General features: G+C 67.5%; 18 protein-coding genes. 5 read left to right on the forward strand and 13 right to left on the reverse strand.

The annotated features are described in order from the left end of the window. Position 1: 1 nt before the first annotated feature. Genes Q9246_RS24675 through Q9246_RS24690 form a run of 4 tightly spaced genes read right to left on the reverse strand, consistent with a single transcriptional unit; the run spans position 2 to position 5,526 of the window. Positions 2–1,102: a sensor domain-containing diguanylate cyclase gene (locus tag Q9246_RS24675; protein WP_306393892.1), complete on the reverse strand. Its 1,101-nt coding sequence runs from the start codon at positions 1,100–1,102 to the stop codon at positions 2–4. Continuing rightward, positions 1,099–3,813, reverse strand: coding sequence for a bifunctional diguanylate cyclase/phosphodiesterase (locus Q9246_RS24680; RefSeq protein ID WP_306393894.1), 2,715 nt, complete (start codon positions 3,811–3,813; stop codon positions 1,099–1,101). Before Q9246_RS24680 ends, Q9246_RS24675 begins: the two co-directional genes overlap by 4 nt. 7 nt (positions 3,814–3,820) lie before the next feature. Continuing rightward, complete coding sequence (locus Q9246_RS24685; RefSeq protein ID WP_306393895.1) at positions 3,821–4,267, reverse strand: phosphate ABC transporter substrate-binding protein; 447 nt, start codon at positions 4,265–4,267, stop codon at positions 3,821–3,823. Beyond that, a complete protein-coding gene (locus Q9246_RS24690) occupies positions 4,267–5,526 on the reverse strand; it encodes a hypothetical protein (RefSeq protein ID WP_306393896.1) in 1,260 nt (419 codons plus the stop codon). Before Q9246_RS24690 ends, Q9246_RS24685 begins: the two co-directional genes overlap by 1 nt. 259 nt (positions 5,527–5,785) lie before the next feature. Between Q9246_RS24690 and Q9246_RS24695 the strand changes: the two genes are divergently transcribed. Beyond that, positions 5,786–6,151 (forward strand): hypothetical protein, encoded by a 366-nt coding sequence (locus Q9246_RS24695; RefSeq protein ID WP_306393897.1) that lies wholly within the window; start codon positions 5,786–5,788, stop codon positions 6,149–6,151. A 23-nt stretch (positions 6,152–6,174) separates the two neighbouring features. Here the strand turns inward: Q9246_RS24695 and Q9246_RS24700 are convergent, their stop codons facing one another. The 3 genes from Q9246_RS24700 to Q9246_RS24710 form a co-directional block, all read right to left on the reverse strand. Continuing rightward, positions 6,175–6,681 (reverse strand): YgjP-like metallopeptidase domain-containing protein, encoded by a 507-nt coding sequence (locus Q9246_RS24700; protein ID WP_306393898.1) that lies wholly within the window; start codon positions 6,679–6,681, stop codon positions 6,175–6,177. Between the two features lie 97 nt (positions 6,682–6,778). Then, positions 6,779–7,123: a KGG domain-containing protein gene (locus Q9246_RS24705; protein ID WP_306393899.1), complete on the reverse strand. Its 345-nt coding sequence runs from the start codon at positions 7,121–7,123 to the stop codon at positions 6,779–6,781. Between the two features lie 181 nt (positions 7,124–7,304). Next, the gene (locus tag Q9246_RS24710; RefSeq protein ID WP_306393901.1) at positions 7,305–8,336 is read right to left on the reverse strand and encodes an NADP-dependent oxidoreductase; all 1,032 of its coding nucleotides are present in this window, start codon (positions 8,334–8,336) and stop codon (positions 7,305–7,307) included. Positions 8,337–8,454: 118 nt separating this feature from the next. On the opposite strand from Q9246_RS24710, the gene Q9246_RS24715 reads away from it, so the two are divergent. Then, positions 8,455–8,997 carry a YaeQ family protein gene (locus Q9246_RS24715; protein ID WP_306393902.1) on the forward strand — a complete coding sequence of 181 codons (543 nt, stop codon included), beginning with the start codon at positions 8,455–8,457 and terminating at the stop codon, positions 8,995–8,997. Between the two features lie 25 nt (positions 8,998–9,022). Here Q9246_RS24715 and Q9246_RS24720 read toward each other — a convergent pair whose 3' ends face one another. Beyond that, a complete protein-coding gene (locus tag Q9246_RS24720; protein WP_306393903.1) occupies positions 9,023–9,799 on the reverse strand; it encodes a head GIN domain-containing protein in 777 nt (258 codons plus the stop codon). Between the two features lie 181 nt (positions 9,800–9,980). Between Q9246_RS24720 and Q9246_RS24725 the strand changes: the two genes are divergently transcribed. Further along, the gene (locus Q9246_RS24725) at positions 9,981–10,463 is read left to right on the forward strand and encodes a DMT family transporter (protein ID WP_306393904.1); all 483 of its coding nucleotides are present in this window, start codon (positions 9,981–9,983) and stop codon (positions 10,461–10,463) included. Positions 10,464–10,533: 70 nt separating this feature from the next. Further along, positions 10,534–11,655, forward strand: coding sequence for a type IV pilus twitching motility protein PilT (locus Q9246_RS24730; RefSeq protein WP_306398260.1), 1,122 nt, complete (start codon positions 10,534–10,536; stop codon positions 11,653–11,655). Positions 11,656–11,920: 265 nt separating this feature from the next. On the opposite strand, the gene Q9246_RS24735 is transcribed toward Q9246_RS24730, so the two are convergent. From Q9246_RS24735 to Q9246_RS24755, 5 genes are all read right to left on the reverse strand, one after another. Next, the gene (locus tag Q9246_RS24735; protein ID WP_306393905.1) at positions 11,921–12,532 is read right to left on the reverse strand and encodes a hypothetical protein; all 612 of its coding nucleotides are present in this window, start codon (positions 12,530–12,532) and stop codon (positions 11,921–11,923) included. Positions 12,533–12,551: 19 nt separating this feature from the next. Next, on the reverse strand, positions 12,552–13,820 hold the full coding sequence (locus tag Q9246_RS24740) for a cytochrome c (protein WP_306393907.1): 1,269 nt from the start codon (positions 13,818–13,820) through the stop codon (positions 12,552–12,554). Next, a complete protein-coding gene (locus tag Q9246_RS24745) occupies positions 13,817–14,536 on the reverse strand; it encodes a c-type cytochrome (RefSeq protein WP_306393909.1) in 720 nt (239 codons plus the stop codon). The genes Q9246_RS24740 and Q9246_RS24745 overlap by 4 nt, the downstream gene beginning before the upstream one ends. Before the next feature lie 91 nt (positions 14,537–14,627). After that, positions 14,628–15,233, reverse strand: a complete 606-nt coding sequence (locus Q9246_RS24750) for a 3'-5' exonuclease (protein WP_306393910.1) — start codon at positions 15,231–15,233, stop codon at positions 14,628–14,630. Next, positions 15,230–15,739, reverse strand: coding sequence for a ProQ/FINO family protein (locus Q9246_RS24755; protein WP_306393912.1), 510 nt, complete (start codon positions 15,737–15,739; stop codon positions 15,230–15,232). The genes Q9246_RS24750 and Q9246_RS24755 overlap by 4 nt, the downstream gene beginning before the upstream one ends. A 562-nt stretch (positions 15,740–16,301) precedes the next feature. Between Q9246_RS24755 and rpoD the strand changes: the two genes are divergently transcribed. Then, positions 16,302–19,037 carry an RNA polymerase sigma factor RpoD gene (rpoD, locus tag Q9246_RS24760; RefSeq protein ID WP_306393914.1) on the forward strand — a complete coding sequence of 912 codons (2,736 nt, stop codon included), beginning with the start codon at positions 16,302–16,304 and terminating at the stop codon, positions 19,035–19,037. Positions 19,038–19,243 lie beyond the last annotated feature (206 nt).

Below are 19,243 nucleotides of genomic sequence, written 5' to 3' on the forward strand. Positions count from 1 at the left end.
TTCAGGCCAACTCGATCCGATCCCGCCCGGCCGCCTTGGCCCGGTACAGCGCCTTGTCCGCCCGGTTGATCGCCTCGGTGAACGGCTCGCCGTCGCGGCGCGCGGCCAGGCCGGCCGAGAAGCTGATACGCCATGCCGGGTCCAGCCCCTCCACCCGCAGCGCATGCACGCGTTCGGCCATCCGCTCGAGCACCCGTTGCGCGTCCTGCGGCGCGGCGTCCGGCAACAGCAGCAGGAATTCCTCGCCGCCCCAGCGCGCCAGCGTGTCGTTGGTGCGCAGCGCGCCGCGCGCGGCGTGCGCGAACTCGCGCAGCACGGCGTCGCCCAGCGCGTGGCCGTGGCGGTCGTTGACCTGCTTGAAATAGTCGAGGTCGAGCAGGGCCACGCAGCTGCGCGCGCCGGGCGGCTGGCGCCGTTCCTCGGCGCTCAGCAGCGCGTTCATGTGGCGGCGGTTGGCCAGGGTCGTCAGTTCGTCGATCGTGGCCAGGGTGCGGATGGTCTCGAGTGCCTGTTCCAGTTCCTGCTTCTTGTGCTGCATGCGCCGGCGCAGCTTGGTCATCTCGCTCGACAGCAGGGCGGTCGACAGCAGGGCCGCCGCCATATAGCCGAAGTTCATGGCCTCGACCGCGGGCGGATAGCGCAGCGGGTCGTGCGCCTGCAGCCACCACATCACGCCGCCCATGCCGGCCAGCGCGAAGGCCGACACGAACATCGTCTGGCGCGCGCGCAGGGCCACCGCGCAGAAGGCCACGATCACCACCGTCATGCACAGCAGCGCGGCGCGCATCGGGCCCGCGATCGCATACGAGGCCATGCCGCAGCCGATCGCGAACAGCGATTGCAGCATGGCCAGCGTGGCCGGCGCCAGGCCAAGCGCCGCGCTGAAGCGGATCAGCACGTAGAAGGTCAGGGTGCCGGCGGCGGCGGTCGCGCCCAGCAGCAGGGCCGGCTGGCGCGGCGCGTGGCCCCAGGCCACCTGGCCGGCCAGCAGCAGGATACCAGCCAGGTACAGCAGGGCAGTCGCGATCCAGTAGTTGAGCATGCGCCGCAGCGCGGGTTCGGCGCCCAGCAGGACGCGGGTCGTGTCGGCTACCTTGCTCACGCGCGGTTCCCGTGGCTGTCGGCCAGCAGGCGCGCCAGTTCCGGCGCGGGCAGCGGGCGGCTGAACAGGTAGCCCTGCATCTCGTCGCAGTCGTTGGCGCGCAGGAAGTCGCGCTGCTGCGCGGTTTCCACGCCTTCGGCAATCACCCGCAGGTTCAGTTTATGGCCGAGCGAGATCACGGCCAGTGCGATCGCCTGGTCGCCGGCCGAATCGGCCAGGTCGGCGACGAAGGACTTGTCGATCTTGAGGCGGCTGATCGGGAACGTCTTGAGCGCCGACAGGCTGGAGTAGCCGGTGCCGAAGTCGTCGATCGAGAGCGATACCCCCATCGCCTTGAGCTCGCGCATCTTGCCGACCGAGCGGCCGAGGTCGCGCATGATCAGGCTCTCGGTCACCTCGAGCTCGAGGCCGTCGGGCGGCAGGCCGCTGGAGCGCAGGGCGTCGGCGATGCGTCCGACCAGGCGCGTGTCCTCGAACTGGCGCGCCGAGACGTTGACCGACATGCACAGCGGCGGCAGGCCGGCGGCGCGCCAGGCGACGCCCTGGGCGCAGGCGGTGCGCAGCACCCATTCGCCGATCGGGACGATCAGGCCGCTTTCCTCGGCCAGGCCGATGAAGCGGTCGGGCGACACCAGGCCCTGTTCCGGATGGCGCCAGCGGATCAGCGCCTCGACCCCGAACAGGCGGTTCGACCTCAGGTCGACCTTGGGCTGGTACAGCAGCTCGAACTGGCAGGCGCCGCCATCGCCGCAGCTGTCGACCGCGGCGCGCAGGCCCTCGAGCAGCACCAGCTTCTCGTCGATGCTGGCGTTCATCTCGCTGGCGTAGAACTGGACGTTGTCGTTACCCAGCTCCTTGGCGCGGTACATGGCGACGTCGGCATGCATCATGAGGGCATTGGCGTCGACGCCGTCGCTCGGATAGAAGGTGGCGCCGATGCTGCAGCTGACGCGCACTTCCTGGCCCTCGACCAGCACCGGCTCGGTGACCGCCAGGCGCACCCGCTCGAGCAGCGGCGCGATCGATGCCGGCTCGCCCTGCAGCGCGGGCAGCAGGATCACGAACTCGTCGCCGCCGAAGCGCGCCAGCGTATCGCCGCCGAGCAGGCAGCGCGCCATGCGCGCGCCGACCACCTTCAGCAGTTCGTCGCCGGCATTGTGGCCCAGGGCGTCGTTGACCAGCTTGAAGCCGTCGAGGTCGATGAAGGCCAGCCCCACCGCGGCGCCGCTGCGCTGCGCGTCCAGGATCGCCTGGCCGAGGCGCTCGCGCAGCAGGCTGCGGTTGGGCAGGCCGGTCAGGTCGTCGTGGTGGGCCAGATGGTGGATGCGCCGTTCGGCCAGCTTGCGCTCGGTGATGTCGCGCACGATCACCACCACGCCGCCCTCGACCGCGACCGCCTGCCGGTGCAGCCAGCGCTCGCCCTGCGGCAGCGAGCGCGCCAGCCATTCGGCTTCGCGCGCGGCGCCGTCCTGCACCACCGCCGCCAGGTCGGCGAAGATGCCCACGCTGAAGGCGGCGGGCAGCATTCGCGACATGGGCTGGCCGGCCAGTTGCTCCTTGCGCAGGCCGGTGAGCTGTTCGGCGCGGCTGTTGGTGGTGACGATGGTGAAGTCGACCACCTGGCCATGCTGGCCGGCGATGGTGCGCAGGACGAAGAAGGCGTCCGGGCTGGCCTCCGAGGCGGCGGCATAGGTCTCTTGCGCCTGGCGCTCGCGGCGGCGCGCCTTGGCCAGTTGCCAGGACCAGGCGCTGACCAGGATCACGACCGCCACCAGCAATGCGCTGCCGGCGCTGGCGCCCAGCAGCCAGGCGCGCCGCTGCTGGCGGAAGCCGGCCATCTGTTCGGCTTCGGACAGGCCGGCCACCGCCACCAGCGGGAAACCGGCCAGCGGCCGGCTGCTGGTGTAGCGCGTCTCGCCATCGATGCGGCAGGTCCTCAGTTCGACCACGTCGGTGGCGCCGGGCAGGTAGGGCTGGCCCCAGGAGACCTGCTCGCCGACGCGCAGCGCGCGCGCCACGCCGTCCACGCCGACCAGGCCAAGCAGGCCGCGCTCGCCCTGGCGCGAGCGTTCGTAGGAGCTGGTGAAATAGGCCGGATCGACCGCGACCACGGCCACGCCGGCGAAGCGGCCGGCGACGTCGTCGATGCGGCGCGTGAAGTGCAGGTGCGGCTCGGCGTTGCCGGCATGGACGATGGCCTGGCTCACGTAGGGCAGGTCTTGCCGCGCATGGCGGTGGAACTCGACGTAGCTGGCGCCGGACAGGTCGCGCGGGCCGGTGGCGGGATTGCTGGCCACCACGCGCCCGCGGCCGTCGGTGATCTCGACCTGGAACACCAGGCCGGGCGGCAGCAGCCCCTTGGCCGCCAGCGCCGGGAGGGCGCCTTCGGCCCCGTTCTGTTCGACCGCGTACTTCAGCACGCGCAGGGTCTGGTCGATGTTGCTCAGGCTGCGCGCCATCTGCGCTTCATAGGTGTCGAGCAGTTCGCGGGCGGCGTCGCGCGCGGCCGCGGTCGCGGCGCGGCGCTCGGACTCGATCACGTGCAGGGTGCCGAACCAGATGGCGCCGAGCAGGAACAGGGCGAACAGCGGCAGCGAGATATGGGTTTCGAGCGCGAGCGCGAGCCAGCGCGCGGGGGCGCCGCGGCGGGGGACGGGCCGGCGCGCCGCCGCCACGGGAGCCGGGGCGGACGAGGATGCGAGCGTGTTCATCGGGTCCTCATGGCAGCGCCAGCACGGCGCGCACCGACGGGTCGAGCGCATCGCGCCCGATGTAGCCGATCATCGATGGATTCTCGGCCACCAGGCGGCGCACGGCGGCGTCGCCGCCGGCTTCGCGCGGTGGCTGGCCGCGGCCGGTGAACACCATCTTCGACCAGTGCGCCTTGAGCAGGGCCGGGGTCTTGCCGGTCAGTTCGCGGTAGAAGTCGTCGCGCTGCGGCGCGCCGAGCGGCTGGTCGATGGCGAGCGCCGGGGCGCCGTCCGGGAAGCGGCTGGCATGGCCGAGGAAGATCGCGGCCACCTGGTCGGCGCCGAGCGGGCCGACCTGGCTGCGGCTCGAGACCACCACCACCAGCTCGGCGCAGGCGTCGGCGGCGGCGATGCACAGGATGCCTGCGGCCAGCAGGCGGCGCAGGGAAGGGCGTGAGCGGTTCGGCGCGCGCATCAGAACACGAAGTCCATGGCCACGCTGCCGACGTGCACCGCGTGGTCGGGTCGGAAGCCGGGCTGGTTGTTGATCAGGGCGCCGCGCGTGCCCTCGCGCGGTTGCACGCGGTCGAACTGCAGCTTGAGCGCGATATTGGTCGCCGCGTCCCAGCGCAGGCCGGCGCTCCAGGTGGACTGCACGGGAATGGTCGCCAGGTAGCCGTTCAGGCCCGCATTGACCTGGCTCGCGGCCGCGGCCAGCGGTGGCGGCAGTCCTTCCAGCGCCAGGCCGGGGTCGTGGGTCGGGAAGTCGGCGCGCACCTGGGCGTAGCCGGCGTAGGGCGTGAGCGCCCCCCGCCGCAGGCCGGCGCCCACGTACGCCGAGGTGCCGCCGCCGAGCAGGGAATCGGTGCGGGTGCGGCCGCATTCCGCGGTCACGAACCAGGGACCCGGGTCGTAGCTCATGCCGGCGCTGAACATGGACACGCGCTTGTCCCGGATCTCGTAGCGGTCGGCGAGTCGGTTCCCTTGCGGTCCGAAGCCGCGCAGGATGGCGAACAGGTCCTCGCCGATGGCGGTGTCGAGGCGCGCGCCGGCGGCCGACAGGCGGGCGCTGAGCGCGCCGCGCTCGATGCTGTGCGAGAGGCCGACGATGTGCTTGGCCTGGATGCGCAGCCCATTGTGCAGGTTCTGGTCGGTGCGGCCGGCGAATACCTGGGTGGCGTGCAGCACCGGGCCCGTGCTCCAGCGCCAGGTGGCGTCCAGGCCGTCGCTGCTGGAGACCGGCAGCGCGCCATACACCTCGACCGGCGGACGCACCCACGGGATCGTGTAGCCGACCTTGCGCGATTCGGCTCCCAGGAAGACCGGCAGCGCGATGCGCCCGGCGCGCAGCGCGAGGTCGGGCGTGAGCTGGTATTTGATGTTGGCCCATTCGAGCTGGGGCCGGTAGCTGCCATCGAGCCGCTGTTCGCTGACCACTTGCAGCACGCCCGACCAGGCGCCGAGCCTGAGGTCGAGCTGGGCGCCGAGGCGGCTGTCGACGTCCGGACTCCAGGCCTGCGTATGGCCGGCGCCGTCGGCGCGCAGCACCGAGGCGGTGAAGTCGGCGTCGCGCGAGTCCGCATACACCGCGCCCAGCGTGCCGAAGCCGGACAGTTTCCAGGCGGGCGTGGCCGGCTCGCCAGCCGCCGCCCCGGCGTACGGGGACAGGCAGGCGAGCACGCACGTGGCGAATGCGGCAGGCAGGCGCGTGCCGGAGGTATGTTGCAAAACCATGTGATGAGGGATAGGGCCGTAGGCCGGGGAAGCGTCGGGATGACGTCGGTTCCGAGTGTGCAGACTGTAGCGAAGCGGGTTCGCAAAGTCGAGTGACTGGAGGTTAGAAATTTACTTGGACAAAACGTTCGTTGTGATGGGGCAACGAACGGGCCGGGTGGGTCACTTGGCGTCCACGATCGGCACGGCGGGCCGAAACAGGCTAGGATGACGGAATGGCATGCCTGTCGCCTGCCGCCCAGTGTCGTAAAGGATGCGCATGAAGTTTTCTGTCTTGGCGGTCGTTGCCGCCACCCTCGCCGGTCCCGCGCTGGCCGCGGATCCCGCCTTCTGCACCTCGATGTGCGATTCAGAACTGCGCGAATGCCGTGCCAGCGCCCAGGCGCGGCCGCTGGAAGAGCGTTTTGCGGCCGCCACCGTAGAGCAGCGCAATCCGCTGGCCCGCACCGTGCAGGGCGCGGTGCCAGGCCAGGCGACCCGGGCGCTGGATGCCTCGGGCGATACCGGCCGCAGGATGGCCAGGCTGGACGCCTGCGACAGCGCGCAGCAGCGCTGCACGCGCAGCTGCGCCGCCCCGTCCGCCGCGCAAGACCAGGCGCCGCCGCGCCAGCCGCCAGCGGCGTAGGGGGGACGGCGAAGCCGTCCACCCTACCACAGCCGCTCGCCGCTGAGGTCGAGCCAGGTGAGATAAAGGCGCACGTCGAACTCGAGCTGGTGGTAGTCGGGCTCCATCCAGCAGCACAGCTTGTAGAACGCCTTGTCGTGGTCCTTCTCCTTGAGGTGGGCCAGTTCGTGCACGGCGATCATGCGCAGGAATGGGAGCGGGGCGTCGCGGAACAGGCTGGCGATGCGGATCTCGTGCTTGGCCTTCAGGCGCGCGCCCTGCACCCGCGAGATGGCCGTGTGCAGGCCCAGCGCGTGCTGGATCACCTGGATCTTGCTGTCGAAGGCGACCTTGGACACCGGCGCGGCCTGGCGCAGGTAGTCGTCCTTGAGCGCTTGCACATAGTCGTACAGCGCGCGGTCGGTGCGGATGCCGTGCGGCGCGGGATAGCGCCGGCGCAGCGTGTCGCCCAGGCGGTTCTGTTCGATCAGCCCGCTGACCTGGGCGCGCAGGGTGTCCGGGTAGGCGGTCAGGTATTTCAGGGTATGCATAAGCCCGGCAATGTACCACAGGGCGGCAGCGCCGGCGCGGCGCGGCGCCGCTGCACAAGCGGCGCGCCGGCGTGCACTCGGATCAGCCGGCCAGCGGCTAGCTGTCCTCGCCCTGGCGGTTGCCCTTCTGCGCGGCTGCGGCTGCTGCCGCCGCGCGCTGGGCCGACTGGCGGCTCTCGCCGCCCTTGCGGCCGATGTCGGCCATGTGGGCCCGGTTGCGGCTCACGGCCTCGCCGCCTTTCTGGCCGGCGCGGCGCGCTTCTTCTGAATCGAACTCGTGCGCCGTGCCTTTCTGGTGGGCGGCCTGGCCGCCCTTGCTGGCGATTTCACGCTGCTGGTTCTGGTCCATCGCCGCGAAGCCGCGCTTCGCGGGCGGCCCGCTCTTCTGGGCATTGCCTTGACTGCCGCTGCTCTTGCCGCCGTTCTCCTTGCTGGTCGCCATGTCGATCTCCTTGTGCCCTGGGGGCTGTCGGTTGTAGAGGCCGTACGCCGTGCATGAACGCTCTTGGGGTCATTTCAGGCTGCGCTCGTGCGATTAGAGAAACGTGGTGAGCGTTAGTTCCGCCCCGTTGTCGGTCTCCACGCGGACGTACGCCGCGACCATGGACAGGCAACCAGATTCCTCAGGCGTCGGCCACCTTCAGCACCAGCTTGCCGAGGTTGCGGCCTTCGAACAGCATCAGGAGCGCCTGCGGGAACTGCTCGAAGCCGTCGACCACGTGTTCGTGGCTCTGGATCGATCCGGCCTGCAGCCATTCGCCGAGCTGGGCCACGGCCTCGGGATAGCGCGCCGCGTAGTCGAACACGATCATGCCTTCCATGCGCGCGCGGTTCACCAGCAGCGACAGGTAGTTGGCCGGGCCCTTGACCGCCTCGGTCGCGTTGTACTGCGAGATCGCGCCGCAGATGACGATGCGCGCCTTCATGTTGATGCGGGTGAGGACGATGTCGAGGATCTCGCCGCCGACATTGTCGAAGTAGACGTCCACGCCCTGCGGACAGTGTTCCTTCAGCGCGACGGCCACCTGGCCGGCCTTGTAGTCGATGCAGGCGTCGAAGCCAAGGCGGTCGACCACGAATGCGCACTTCTCTGCACCGCCGGCGATGCCGACCACGCGGCAGCCCATCTGTTTCGCCACCTGGCCCACGGTCATGCCGACCGCGCCGGCCGCGCCCGACACCACCACCGTCTCGCCGGCCTTGGCCTGGCCGACTTCGCGCAGGCCGAAGTAGGCCGTCATGCCGGGCATGCCCAGCAGGTTCAGCCATGCGGTCAGGGGCGCTAGTTGCGGGTCGATCCGGGCCAGGTTGGCAATCTTGTCGTCGGCCGGGCCGGACCAGTAGCGCTGGATGCCGGTGGCGCCCATCACATGGTCGCCCACGGCAAAGCGCGGCGAGCGCGAGGCCACCACGACGCCCACGCCGCCGGCGCGCATGACCTCGCCGATCGCCACCGGGCGGATATACGATTTGCCCTCGTTCATCCAGCCGCGCATGGCGGGGTCGAGCGACAGGTACAGGACCTTGACCACGACCTCGCCGTCGGCAGGCTCGGGCACGGCCTGTTCGTGGAATTGCCAGTCTTCGCGCCTGGGCAGCCCGACCGGGCGCGCGGCGAGCAGGAACTGCTGGTTCGGGGGGAAGGCATTGGTCATCGCGGTCTCTCCATGATCGGGTTGGTCGACAAGTCTATACCGGCTGGCAGCCCGGCAGTCGCCGCGCATGCGACAATACCGGGTTTTCATCCACCATCACCTACAAGCGCACGCAATAATGGCTATCAAAGCGACCATCTACAAGGCCGATCTGTCGATCGCCGACATGGACCGGAACTATTACCAGGAACACGCCCTGACCATCGCCCGGCATCCATCCGAGACCGAAGAACGCGTGATGATCCGCGTGCTGGCCTTCGCCCTGCATGCCGATCCCGCGCTGGCCTATGGCAAGGACTTGTTCGACGTCGAGGAACCGGCCTTGTGGCTGAAGGACCTGACCGGCGCGATCCAGACCTGGATCGAGGTCGGCCAGCCGGACGAGAAGCGCCTGCTGAAGGCCGCCGGGCGTTCCGAAAAAGTGGTGGTGTACAGCTATAGCGCGACCAGCGGCATCTGGTTCAAGGGATTGGCGAACAAGATCGAGCGCGCGAAGAATGTCAGCGTGATCAACATCCCGGCCGAGATCAGCGCCCAGTTGGCGAAGATGGCAAGCCGCTCGATGCAGCTGCAATGCACGATCCAGGACGGCCAGGTGTGGCTGACCGACGGCACCGACACGGTGCTGGTCGAGCGCGAAGTGCTGCGCGGCGCCCTGTAAGGCGCGCCGCGATACTACCGGGCTCTTAGTTCGGCGCGCCGCCCAGCCGGCGCGCTTCGCCCGAGCCGGCTACCGAACGGCGCAGCTGCGGGTCGCCGTAGTAGTTGACGTCGCCCGAGCCGGCGATCGACATGCTCAGCTCGTTCCTGGCCCAGACCGTCACATCGCCCGAACCGGCCACGCTGACGCTGGCGCTATCGGCCGCGACCTTGCCCAGGTCGACATTGCCCGAACCGCCGATCGAGACCGACACGTCGCGCGTCTTGCCGCCATTGGCGCGGAAGTCGCCGCTGCCGCCGACGCTGATCGAAACCCTGTCCGATTCCAGGCTGGCGACCCGGATCTTGCCCGAGCCGCCCAGGTTGAAGCGCAGGGTCGGCGCGCGCAGCGCCTCGGCGTCGATGGTGCCCGAGCCGCCCAGCGACAGGCGTTCGATCTGGCGCGCGTTGACGACGATCTTCATGGTGCGTGCGCGCAAATTCATATTGCGCTTGGTGGGGCGGATGCGCAGCACGCCGTCGTCGACCTCGGTCTCGATCAGGCGCTGCAGGTTGTCGTCGGTCTCGATCGTGATGCCTTCGGTATTGCCCATGCGCAGTTCGACCTGGGCCGGCAACTCGAGCGAGATGCCGCGGAAGTGTTCGACCTGCCGGCTCTGGCGCGTCACGCTGCCGTTGCCCTCGACTTTCTCGCCGCCGAAGGGCCAGGCCATGGCGGGCGCCGGGGCGGCGGCGCAGGCGAGGGTGGCGGCCAGCAGCAGGGTGCGTACGGCGAACGATGGCTTGAAGGCGTGGATGTTCATGGGTGACTCCTCGTGGATTATTCGAATTGTGTTCATCCTAGCCGGGCGCGCGCCCGCGCCCGGGGCGTTTGCGACGGATTGCAGGCTGCCGGGGATGAAATGCATGAGCACGCGACCGGCCGGTCCGACGCAGCGCCGCGCAATGCACTAGAATCGTGCGTTTTTCGGTAGGGACAGGCATATGAACCTGATTTTATTGGCCGCCGCCTTCTGCATCGGCATCGCGATGTCGGCCCAGGCCGCGGTGAACAGCCAGCTGGCCCATTCGATCGGCGCCAATTCGGTGATGGCGGCGCTGATCTCGTTCAGCTGCGGCACGGTGGTGCTGCTGGCGATGGCGCTGGCCAAGGGCGGCGTGGCCGGTTTTGGTGCGACGCTGGCGGCGCTGCCGTCGCAGCCGGCCTGGAAATTCCTGGGCGGCTTCCTGGGGGCGGCCTTCGTGTTCGGCACCGTGTTCCTGGCGCCGCGCATCGGCCTCTTGACGCTGGTGGTGCTGGTGATTGCCGGGCAGCTGCTCAGCTCGATTGCCATCGACCACTTTGGGCTGATCAATATGGCAACGCGCAAGGTGTCCGCCGTGCGCCTGGCCGGGGCGCTGATCGTGGTCGTCGGTGTGACGGTGACCGTGTTCGGCGACCGCATTGTTGCGAACATGTCACGCTGACGATATTTTTACTTTGGTGCAACATTCCAGTTCTATAATGGCTGGAATTCGATCCTTTGCCCAGCACCAGATGGAATACCACCAGTCCTCGCAGATCCCGACCCTCTCGTACATCGAAAACGAAGACCATCCGGTGTTCGAGACCCTGGTGCAGCAAATCCTGCACCTGCTCAATTCGAAGCTGGTGTTCTCGGACATCCTCATTCACCAGAACAGCCCGCTGATGCTGCGCCAGCCGAAGGGCCTGGTGGCGGTGACCGATTCGCCGATCACGAAGGAAGAGCTGGAAGAATTCTTCGACGTGATCGAGCCGAACTGGCAGCAGCGGATCGCCTCGCGCGCCTTCGACCGCTCGATCGACCTGCACACGGCGCGCATCCGCGCCAACTGCTTCCGCTTCCAGGGCGGCAAGCGGATCGGCTGCGTGATCCGGCGCTTCCCGAAGGAGCCGCTGGCGCTGGCCGATCTCGGCCTGTGGGACGACGAGCGCGAATTCGCGCGCCTGACCAGCGGCCTGGTCCTGATCATCGGCGACACCTGCCAGGGCAAGTCGACCACCATCGCCTCGATCCTGGACGAAATCAACCGCCAGCGCTCGGGCCACATCATCACCATCGAGGACCCGGTCGAGACCCTGATCCCGCAGCGCAAGTGCATCGTCACCCAGCGCGAGGTAGGCGAGGATGGCGACGTCGAGAGCTATTACCTGGGCGCGCTGGATGCGCTGCGCGAACGGCCGGACGTGATCGTGATCGGCGAGATCCGCGATGCCCAGACCGCGCAGGAGGCGCTGGCGCTGGCCGAATCGGGGCCGCTGGTGCTGGCGACGCTGCACGCGCGTTCGACCGAGCTCGGCTTGCAGAAGATGCTGAGGTTGCTGGGGAATTCCGACGCTCAGGCGCAGGCATTGGCGCATGCGCTGCGTGGCGTGTTGTGCCAGGCCCTGCTGCCGTCGGTCGAGGGCAATCGCTACTATCTGGCCACCGAATGCCTGACCCCGAGTCCGGCGGTCGTGCGCATGCTCGAGAACGGCGACCTGGGCGGCATCCGGGCCCAGATGAACAAGGGGATCGATGCCGGCTGCCATACGATGAACGCCTCGCTCGAGGGCTTGCTGGCGGCGCACAAGGTGCGGGTCGAGGATGCGCGCAATGCCACGACTGACCGGGTGGCGTTCGCGGACATGGTCTGATCGATCCGGAAGCCGCGACGTTCGCTTGCAGCAGGCAGGATTGTGCTCAGTACGGTTTCAGTCGACAAGCAAACTTAGCCTCGGTGGCCGGATGAGCACTAAACGCATTTATCCAGAAACATGAAAAAATCGCTGGTGGCAGTTCTTCTATTGGCAAGCGTCCTCGCCTTCGCTGTCGGGGTAAAAGGGGGGTGGCAATGGGACAAACCTATTTCGGCATGAAGGAAGCGCCAACCGCAAGACGTTGATGCGCCACTTTACTGGCCTAGTCAAACGACATCGCAAATACGCCGTTTTCAAGCCGTTGCAGCCGACCCGTGCGAGGTGTGTTCTTATCCAGGCGAAGTACAGTCCATAGACCATGCGGCGATAGGGTCAGGCCCGGCGTTTGCAGGTCCCTGGCTCCATATTTCCTGTCCAGCGATTCGGGATCGGCGATGACATCCCCTACCTGATTGAATGCGCCAGCGATTGCCAGCATCAAGTCCCGGTCCTGCGCAACGAAATCAGCCAGCCTGAAGGCCAGACAATTTTTCTGGCTCGGTTTGCAGCCGATTTTTCTGTCGACAACTTGATAAAGCATGCACTCCTGATTCAGGAAACTTTCTGCGCCCTGGCCGTTCGCGCACAGAGGGCGGTGAACAATTTTGGCGTGAAATGAAGCTGGGAAGCGTTCCGAGTACGAGAGGCCGTATCGCTGGTGCTGATAGTCGAGATAGCTTCTGCGCGCAGTCTTGTCAGTCACGACCTCAGTCAGGACATCGAGGAAAGCCATGCCCACCAATACAGGGTCCTTGGCTGAGGAATGCGCATGCGCGGCAACGACCAGGCCGTACATGAAAACAATGGCAGTAAAATACGCTTTGTGGATTTTCATGACGATCCCTGCGCCGGCCTCAGTCGCCCATCGTCGCGCGATAGCGGTTCACCTCGACCGCAGTCACCGGCGGCGCCGCATTGCCCCAGCTGTTCCGGATCCAGCTCAGCACCGCCGCCACCTGCGCATCGTCCAGTTCATGTCCAAAGGGCGGCATGCCATACGGGCGCGGATTGCCCTTCGTCCCCGGCGGGAAGCCGCCATTGACCGTCATCCGGATCGCATTCACGGCCGGCGTCAAGGTCACGGCGCGGTTGCCGGCCAGCGGCGGATAGGCCGGCAGCTTGCCCCGGCCATCGTCGCCATGGCATTGCGCGCAGCTGGCCGCGTAGATGCGGCCACCCTCGGCCAGTACCTGTTCGCTGGCGGGCGGCACGCGCGCCGGCTTCGGCGCCGGCGTGGCAGGTAGCGATTGCAGATAGCTCGCCATCGCCCCCAGGTCGTCCTGCGTCAGGTGCTGCAGGCTGCGCGCCACCACTTCGGCCATCGGCCCGGTGGCCGAGCCGCGCGGCGAGATGCCGGTGCCGAGCAAGGCCACGATGTGTTCCCGCTTCCAGTCTCCCAGGCCGGCTTCGCTGCCTGACGTGAGCGACGGCGCATACCAGCCCAGCGTGGGAATCAGGCCGCCATCGAGTTCATCGCCGTTGGCGCCGAACTGGTTGCGTGTGCTGTGACAGGCGCTGCAATGCCCCAGGCCCTCGACCAGGTAGGCGCCGCGGTTCCACTCCGCACCACGCGCCGGCTGTGTGTCGATCACGCCGGGCTTGAAGTAGAGCAGCCGCCAACCGGCCAGCAGTACCTGGCTGTCGTAGGGGAAGCCCAGTTCGTGCGGCCGGTTCGGCTGGCGCTGCGGCGCCAGGCTTTTGAAATATGCGTACAGCGCATCCGAATCGTCGCGCGTGACTTTCGTGTAGTTCGTGTAGGGGAAGGCCGGATACAGCAGCCGGCCATCCTTCGCGATGCCGTTGTGCAGGGCGTTCCAGAAGTCGTCCGCGCTCCAGGCGCCGATGCCGGTATCGACGTCGGGCGTCAGGTTCGGTCCATAAAAGCGTCCGAACGGCGTGTCGAGCGCGCGCCCGCCGGCATAGGCCACGCCGCCGCGCGCCGTGTGGCAGGCGATGCAGTCGCCGGCGCGCGCCAGGTAGGCGCCGCGTTCGATATTGGCGGCGGTTGGCGCATGGGCCTGCGCCGAACTCGATGGGATATGTTCGGCGCGCGGCCAGGCCAGCGCCACCGCAGCCAGCACCACGATCAAGAGGGCGAGGAGGGCAAGGCGGGCGGTCTTCATCGCGCCTCCGGATCGCTGCCGCAGGCCAGCGGCAGCGGCCGCGCGATCGATTCCGCCGGCCGCGCATCCTGCGGCATCGGCTGCGCCGCCAGCCAGCCCGAGACGGCGGCGACCTCGTCCAGCGACATCCGCGCGGTGATGTCGGCCATGCAGTCCGGCGCATGCGCGCGCCGCACCTTGTTGCGCCAGCCGCCGAACTGCGCGTTGACGTAGTCGCGCGGCAGGCCGAGCAGGCCCGGGATATTCGGCTGCACGCCGGTCAGGCGCGCGCCGTGGCAGGCGATGCAGGCCGGGATCCTGCGCGCGGCGTCGCCTTCATGCACCAGCTGGCGCCCGCGTTCCAGCGCCGCGGCCGGCAGCCCCGGGGGCTGCGCCGGCAGCACGGTCGGCGGCAGGGCGGCGAAGTGTTTGGCGATCTCGCGCAGGTAGTCGTCCGGCAGGTGGTCGACCAGGTAGGTCATCAGGGGATACTGGCGCCGGCCGTCGCGAAAGTTGAGCAGCTGGTGGTACAGGTAGCCGGCCGGTTTGCCGCCCAGGCGAGGATAGAAGCTGTCGTTGACCGGATTGCCGCGCGCATCGACCCGCGCATGGCAGGTGGCGCAGGCCAGCAGGCGCTGGTCGAGGGTGTCGGGAACGGTTTGCGGCGCCGCCGTGGCCGTGCAGGCGAACAGGCCAACCAGGGCAAGGAGGGACAGGCGAAGGCTGCGTGATCTCATGGACTCCCACCGGCATCGACGATGCTGGTCATGATATCGCGAATTGATGAGCCGGAACTCCCTCTTTCGGTGCGCATCTACCCAGGGTGGGTCAAGCCGGCGGATTCGCCTTCCAGTGCCGGTAGATCTTCAATGCCGCATGCGCATCGTCGGCCGCATACTGCAGCTGCTTGTCGGACAGCCGGGGCAGGGCCCAGTTGGTGGTGGTGATGCGCTTCGATTTCTGCAGGCGCTGCCCGAAGAAGCGCTCGACGGCGCTCCTGGCGCCCAGCGGATTCCTTTCGCCGCGCCGGCGCAGGGCGGTCGACAGGTCGAGCACATTGCGCAGTTCGATGCCGAACTTGGCCTTCAGGCGCCGCACGTCGTCGCCCAGGCCGAAGCCGACTTTCAGCACGCCCGCGTCTTCCAGCACGGGCTTGAGCACCGTGACGGCCAGCGCATTGCCGGCCGGGGTCGCGGTCTGGAACAGCCAGGCGGTGTCCAGCGTCGCCAGCTGCACCAGGTGCGGCCCGGTCGAGACCTCGCCCTTGGCGAAGGTCGGCTTGGATTCGGTGTCGAAGCCGATCGCGTCGGCTTTCATGAGGTCGGCCAGCGCCTCGCGCGCATCCTGCTCGCTGCGCACCAGGCGGACCCGGGACAGGTCGATGCCGACGTAGGGCGGCAGGTCGTCCTCGGCCGCCTCGTGGGCTGCGTTCAATTCTTGGAGAACTTGGACGCCAGCGCCTGCAGTTTTTCCTGGCGCTTGCGGTTGTTTTCCTCTTCTTGCGCGGCTTCGCGTTCGGCCTTCTTGCGTTCGGCTTCCTTCTTGAACCGCTGCTGCAGCTGCTCCTTGGCGTGCAGGCGGTGCGCTTCCGGCACTTCGGCGCCGGCGGTGCCGTCGAGGTCGTGGCGCGTCTTGGCTTTTTCCATCGCGCGCAGGTAGCGCATCGAGCCCGTGTGGATGCCGAGCGCGGCGCGCATCACTTTCTTGTCCAGGCCGGGCATGCGCGCCAGCAGCTGCTTGTCGATGCCGATCGCCAGCGGCAGGCAGTCGCGGAAGGCGGGATACTCCTGCTGGAGTTGCTTGAGCAGCGCACGTGCCGACAGGCCTTGCGCCGGGGCGGCCGGCGCGGCCGCAGGCGGTTGTTGCGCCTCCGGGGCGGCAGCCGGGGCGGCTGGGGTAGCGGTGGTGTCGACGGACTCTGCAGGGGTAGTGGTATTCATTGACTTCATGGTAAGAACAGGATTGCGAAGGATAGCACGGCGCTCGGGCGCGCATTGTACTAGTTCTAATTATAAATGTTGGGAAATACGCGGCAGGGAGAAGCGCCATTGCATGAAATCGTGTATCATCCGCCTCTTGCCTTGAGTCCGGCTTGCGCCGGCGCAGACCCATCAAGCAGCTTGCATGGAGGGGATGTCAGGGTGGCGCTATGTGAATTGTGTATATCCCTTATCGGATTTATCAATTATCACCAAAACTTGCATTGGGGCATAATAGCTCCTTCCCCTATTCTTCTAGAAAAATAGATGCAAGCCCGTGTTAGCGGGCTTTTTTTCGTTCCGACATGCACAGCACGATCTTGAACATCGACCATCGCCTTCCTGTCCGCAGCCTCGACCCGTGTTGGCGCGCACAAAACCAGGTAAGTCGTGCTTGAAGTCTGGCATGTCCGCCCCTAGCTAGGGCCACTTCCGTTCCCCCTTTCCCAGGATCCGCACGCGGGTCCCGCTGGATTATTGACTTCGCAGGCGCGCAACTCGCCTCGACTGGAGAGTTTTAAGTATGAAAAACACCGCCAAGACATTGACACTGACAGCGAAAAAAGCGCCGGCCAAGGCTTCGGCACCGCTGGCAGTGCCGAAAACCGCGACCTCCTACTTCCTCGAAACGGAAGCGGCGGCCAAGGTGACGGTGGTCAAGACCCGCTCGCGCCTGGCCACGCTGAAGGCCCAGGCCGACGCCATCCTGGCCGCCGGCGGCCCGGTGGCGGACGAGCCGGTCGCGGCGCCAGTCGTGGAAGAAGCTCCGGTCGCCGCGACCCCGATCGCCGAGGCGGTCGAGCAGGTCGTGGCCGAAATTACTCCTCCTTCGGCTCCTGCTGTCGCTTCCGCCCAGGCCGATGAGCCGGCCGCCGCCAACGACGTCGACGCCGGCATCGATCTGGCCGCCGAATACCTGCAGGCGCAGGCCAGGCCGGCCGTGGCGCCGGTCATCGTGCGCAAGCGCGGCAAGCTGGCCGCCCTGAAGGCGGCCGAACCGGACGTCGCGGTCGCCGCCGCGCCGGTCGCGGCCGCGGAAGCCCCGGCCGCCGAAGAAGCGCCGAAGGTCGTGCGCGCCCGCGCCGTGCGCCGCGTCGAGACCGGCGCGGTTGCCGCCCCGGTGAGCGCCGTCGGCGCCGTCAGCAAGACCACCGACGCCGCCGCGCTGGCCGCGATCGATACCTCGGGCTACCTGCTGCCGCAGGTGAAGGTGCCGGGCCGCCGCGGTCGCAAGCCGAGCGAATTCGTGCCGGAGAACGACGAAGTCGCGGCGCTGAACGCGGTCGAGCGCGCCGAACTGAAGGCGGCCTCGAAGGCGCGCGAGCGCAAGGCCAAGGGCCTCGGGCTGCTCAACGAAGCCGGCTTCTCGGAAGCCGAACTCGAAAAGCGCCGCCAGCAGCTGAAGAACCTGATCAATATGGGCAAGGAGCGCGGCTACCTGACCCATGCCGAGATCAACGACCACCTGCCGGAAAACATCATCGATCCGGAAGCCATCGAAGGCATCATCGCGACCTTCAACGACATGGGCATCGCCGTCTACGAGCGCGCCCCGGAAGCCGAGATGATGCTGCTGTCGGACCAGGCCGTGACCCCGACCAGCGAAGACGAAGTCGAAGCCGCCGCCGCGACCGCGCTGTCGACCGTGGACTCCGACTTCGGTCGCACCACCGATCCGGTCCGCATGTACATGCGCGAGATGGGCGCGGTGTCGCTGCTGACGCGCGAAGGCGAGATCGAGATCGCCAAGCGCATCGAGCAGGGCCTGAAGGACATGGTGCAGGCGATTTCGGCATGCCCGATCACGATCTCGGAAATCATCGCGCTATCGCACAAGATCGCCAGCGACGAGCTGAAGATCGACGACGTGGTGGACGGCTTCGTCGAACTCGAAGACACCCCGGCCCCGGCGGCCTCGGTGGCCCATGCGGCCGCGGTGGCGGATGAAGAGGACGAGGAAGAAGAAGACGTCGGCGACGAAGAAGAAGACGGCGATGGCGGCAACGCCGGCGGCGCCGCGGCCGGCTATTCGGCAGAGCAACTGGCCCAGCTGCGCAAGGGCGCGCTGGAGAAGTTCGCGCTGATCGAGAAGCAGTTCGACCTGATGGGCCACGCCTTCAAGAACCAGGGCTACGGTTCGCCGGCCTATGTCGAGGCGCAGGAAGTGATCTCGTACGAGCTGCTGGGCATCCGCTTCACCGCGAAAGTGGTCGAGAAGCTGTGCGACACCCTGCGCGGCCAGATGGACGAAGTGCGCTCGATCGAACGCGCCGTGCTGGACATCTGCGTGAACCGCTGCGGCATGCCGCGCGCCCACTTCATCAAGGTCTTCCCGGGCAACGAGACCGACCTGCAATGGGGTGACCGCGAAGTCGATTGCGCCTATCCGTACAGCGCGGTGCTGAGCCGGAACCTGCCGGCCATCAAGGAGCTGCAGCAGCGCATGATCGACTTGCAGGCGCGCGTGGCGCTGCCGCTGGCCGACCTGCGCAAGATCAACAAGCAGATGGCGGCCGGCGAGAAGCGCGCGCGCCAGGCCAAGCGTGAAATGACCGTGGCCAACCTGCGCCTGGTGATCTCGATCGCGAAGAAATACATCAACCGCGGCCTGCAATTCCTGGACCTGATCCAGGAAGGCAATATCGGCCTGCTGAAGGCGGTCGACAAGTTCGAGTACCGTCGCGGCTACAAGTTTTCGACGTATGCGACCTGGTGGATCCGCCAGGCGATCACGCGCTCGATCGCCGACATGGCCCGTACCATCCGCGTGCCGGTGCACATGATCGAGACGATCAACAAGATGAACCGCATCTCGCGCCAGATCATGCAGGAAACCGGCAGCGAGCCGGACCTGCCGACCCTGGCCGCCAAGATGGAAATGCCGGAGAATAAGGTTCGCGAGATCATGAAGATCGCGAAGGAACCGATTTCGATGGAAACCCCGATGGGCGAGGACGGCGATTCGCAGCTGGGCGACTTCATCGAAGACAACGCGACCCTGGCCCCGCTGGACGCCGCGCTGCACGCGTCGATGCGCAATGTGATCAAGGAAGTGCTGGACTCGCTGACCCCGCGCGAAGCCAAGGTGCTGCGCATGCGTTATGGCGTCGAGATGTCGAACGACCACACGCTGGAAGAAGTGGGCAAGCAGTTCGACGTGACCCGCGAGCGGATTCGCCAGATCGAAGCCAAGGCGATGAGCAAGCTGCGCCAGCCGTCGCGTTCGGACAAGCTCAAGACCTTCCTGCACAACCAGTAATTTACCGGTTGTCCAGATGTGAAAAAGCCGCCCGGTTTGCGTTGGGCGGCTTTTTTTTGCGCTTGCGGTGTACAAAGGACTTGGGTTCCCGCCTTCGCGGGAACGACGTGCATCTGCTGGTGGGTAACAGCGATCGACTCGGCCGACGAACGTCCGCACGTCGTCCCCGCGGAGGCGGGGACCCAAGTTTACCAGCAGACCGATAA

Origin of the sequence: Telluria beijingensis (assembly GCF_030770395.1) — a bacterium.
Lineage (GTDB): Bacteria > Pseudomonadota > Gammaproteobacteria > Burkholderiales > Burkholderiaceae_D > Telluria > Telluria beijingensis.

Bases quoted from the DNA above. Each gene is read 5' to 3' on its own strand.
- Q9246_RS24680 (WP_306393894.1), bottom strand. From the start codon at position 3,813: ATGAACACGCTCGCATCCTCGTCCGCCCCGGCTCCCGTGGCGGCGGCG.
- Q9246_RS24685 (WP_306393895.1), bottom strand. From the start codon at position 4,267: ATGCGCGCGCCGAACCGCTCACGCCCTTCCCTGCGCCGCCTGCTGGCC.
- Q9246_RS24690 (WP_306393896.1), bottom strand. From the start codon at position 5,526: ATGGTTTTGCAACATACCTCCGGCACGCGCCTGCCTGCCGCATTCGCC.
- Q9246_RS24695 (WP_306393897.1), top strand. From the start codon at position 5,786: ATGAAGTTTTCTGTCTTGGCGGTCGTTGCCGCCACCCTCGCCGGTCCC.
- Q9246_RS24700 (WP_306393898.1), bottom strand. From the start codon at position 6,681: ATGCATACCCTGAAATACCTGACCGCCTACCCGGACACCCTGCGCGCC.
- Q9246_RS24705 (WP_306393899.1), bottom strand. From the start codon at position 7,123: ATGGCGACCAGCAAGGAGAACGGCGGCAAGAGCAGCGGCAGTCAAGGC.
- Q9246_RS24710 (WP_306393901.1), bottom strand. From the start codon at position 8,336: ATGACCAATGCCTTCCCCCCGAACCAGCAGTTCCTGCTCGCCGCGCGC.
- Q9246_RS24715 (WP_306393902.1), top strand. From the start codon at position 8,455: ATGGCTATCAAAGCGACCATCTACAAGGCCGATCTGTCGATCGCCGAC.
- Q9246_RS24720 (WP_306393903.1), bottom strand. From the start codon at position 9,799: ATGAACATCCACGCCTTCAAGCCATCGTTCGCCGTACGCACCCTGCTG.
- Q9246_RS24725 (WP_306393904.1), top strand. From the start codon at position 9,981: ATGAACCTGATTTTATTGGCCGCCGCCTTCTGCATCGGCATCGCGATG.
- Q9246_RS24730 (WP_306398260.1), top strand. From the start codon at position 10,534: ATGGAATACCACCAGTCCTCGCAGATCCCGACCCTCTCGTACATCGAA.
- Q9246_RS24735 (WP_306393905.1), bottom strand. From the start codon at position 12,532: ATGAAAATCCACAAAGCGTATTTTACTGCCATTGTTTTCATGTACGGC.
- Q9246_RS24740 (WP_306393907.1), bottom strand. From the start codon at position 13,820: ATGAAGACCGCCCGCCTTGCCCTCCTCGCCCTCTTGATCGTGGTGCTG.
- Q9246_RS24745 (WP_306393909.1), bottom strand. From the start codon at position 14,536: ATGAGATCACGCAGCCTTCGCCTGTCCCTCCTTGCCCTGGTTGGCCTG.
- Q9246_RS24755 (WP_306393912.1), bottom strand. From the start codon at position 15,739: ATGAATACCACTACCCCTGCAGAGTCCGTCGACACCACCGCTACCCCA.
- rpoD (WP_306393914.1), top strand. From the start codon at position 16,302: ATGAAAAACACCGCCAAGACATTGACACTGACAGCGAAAAAAGCGCCG.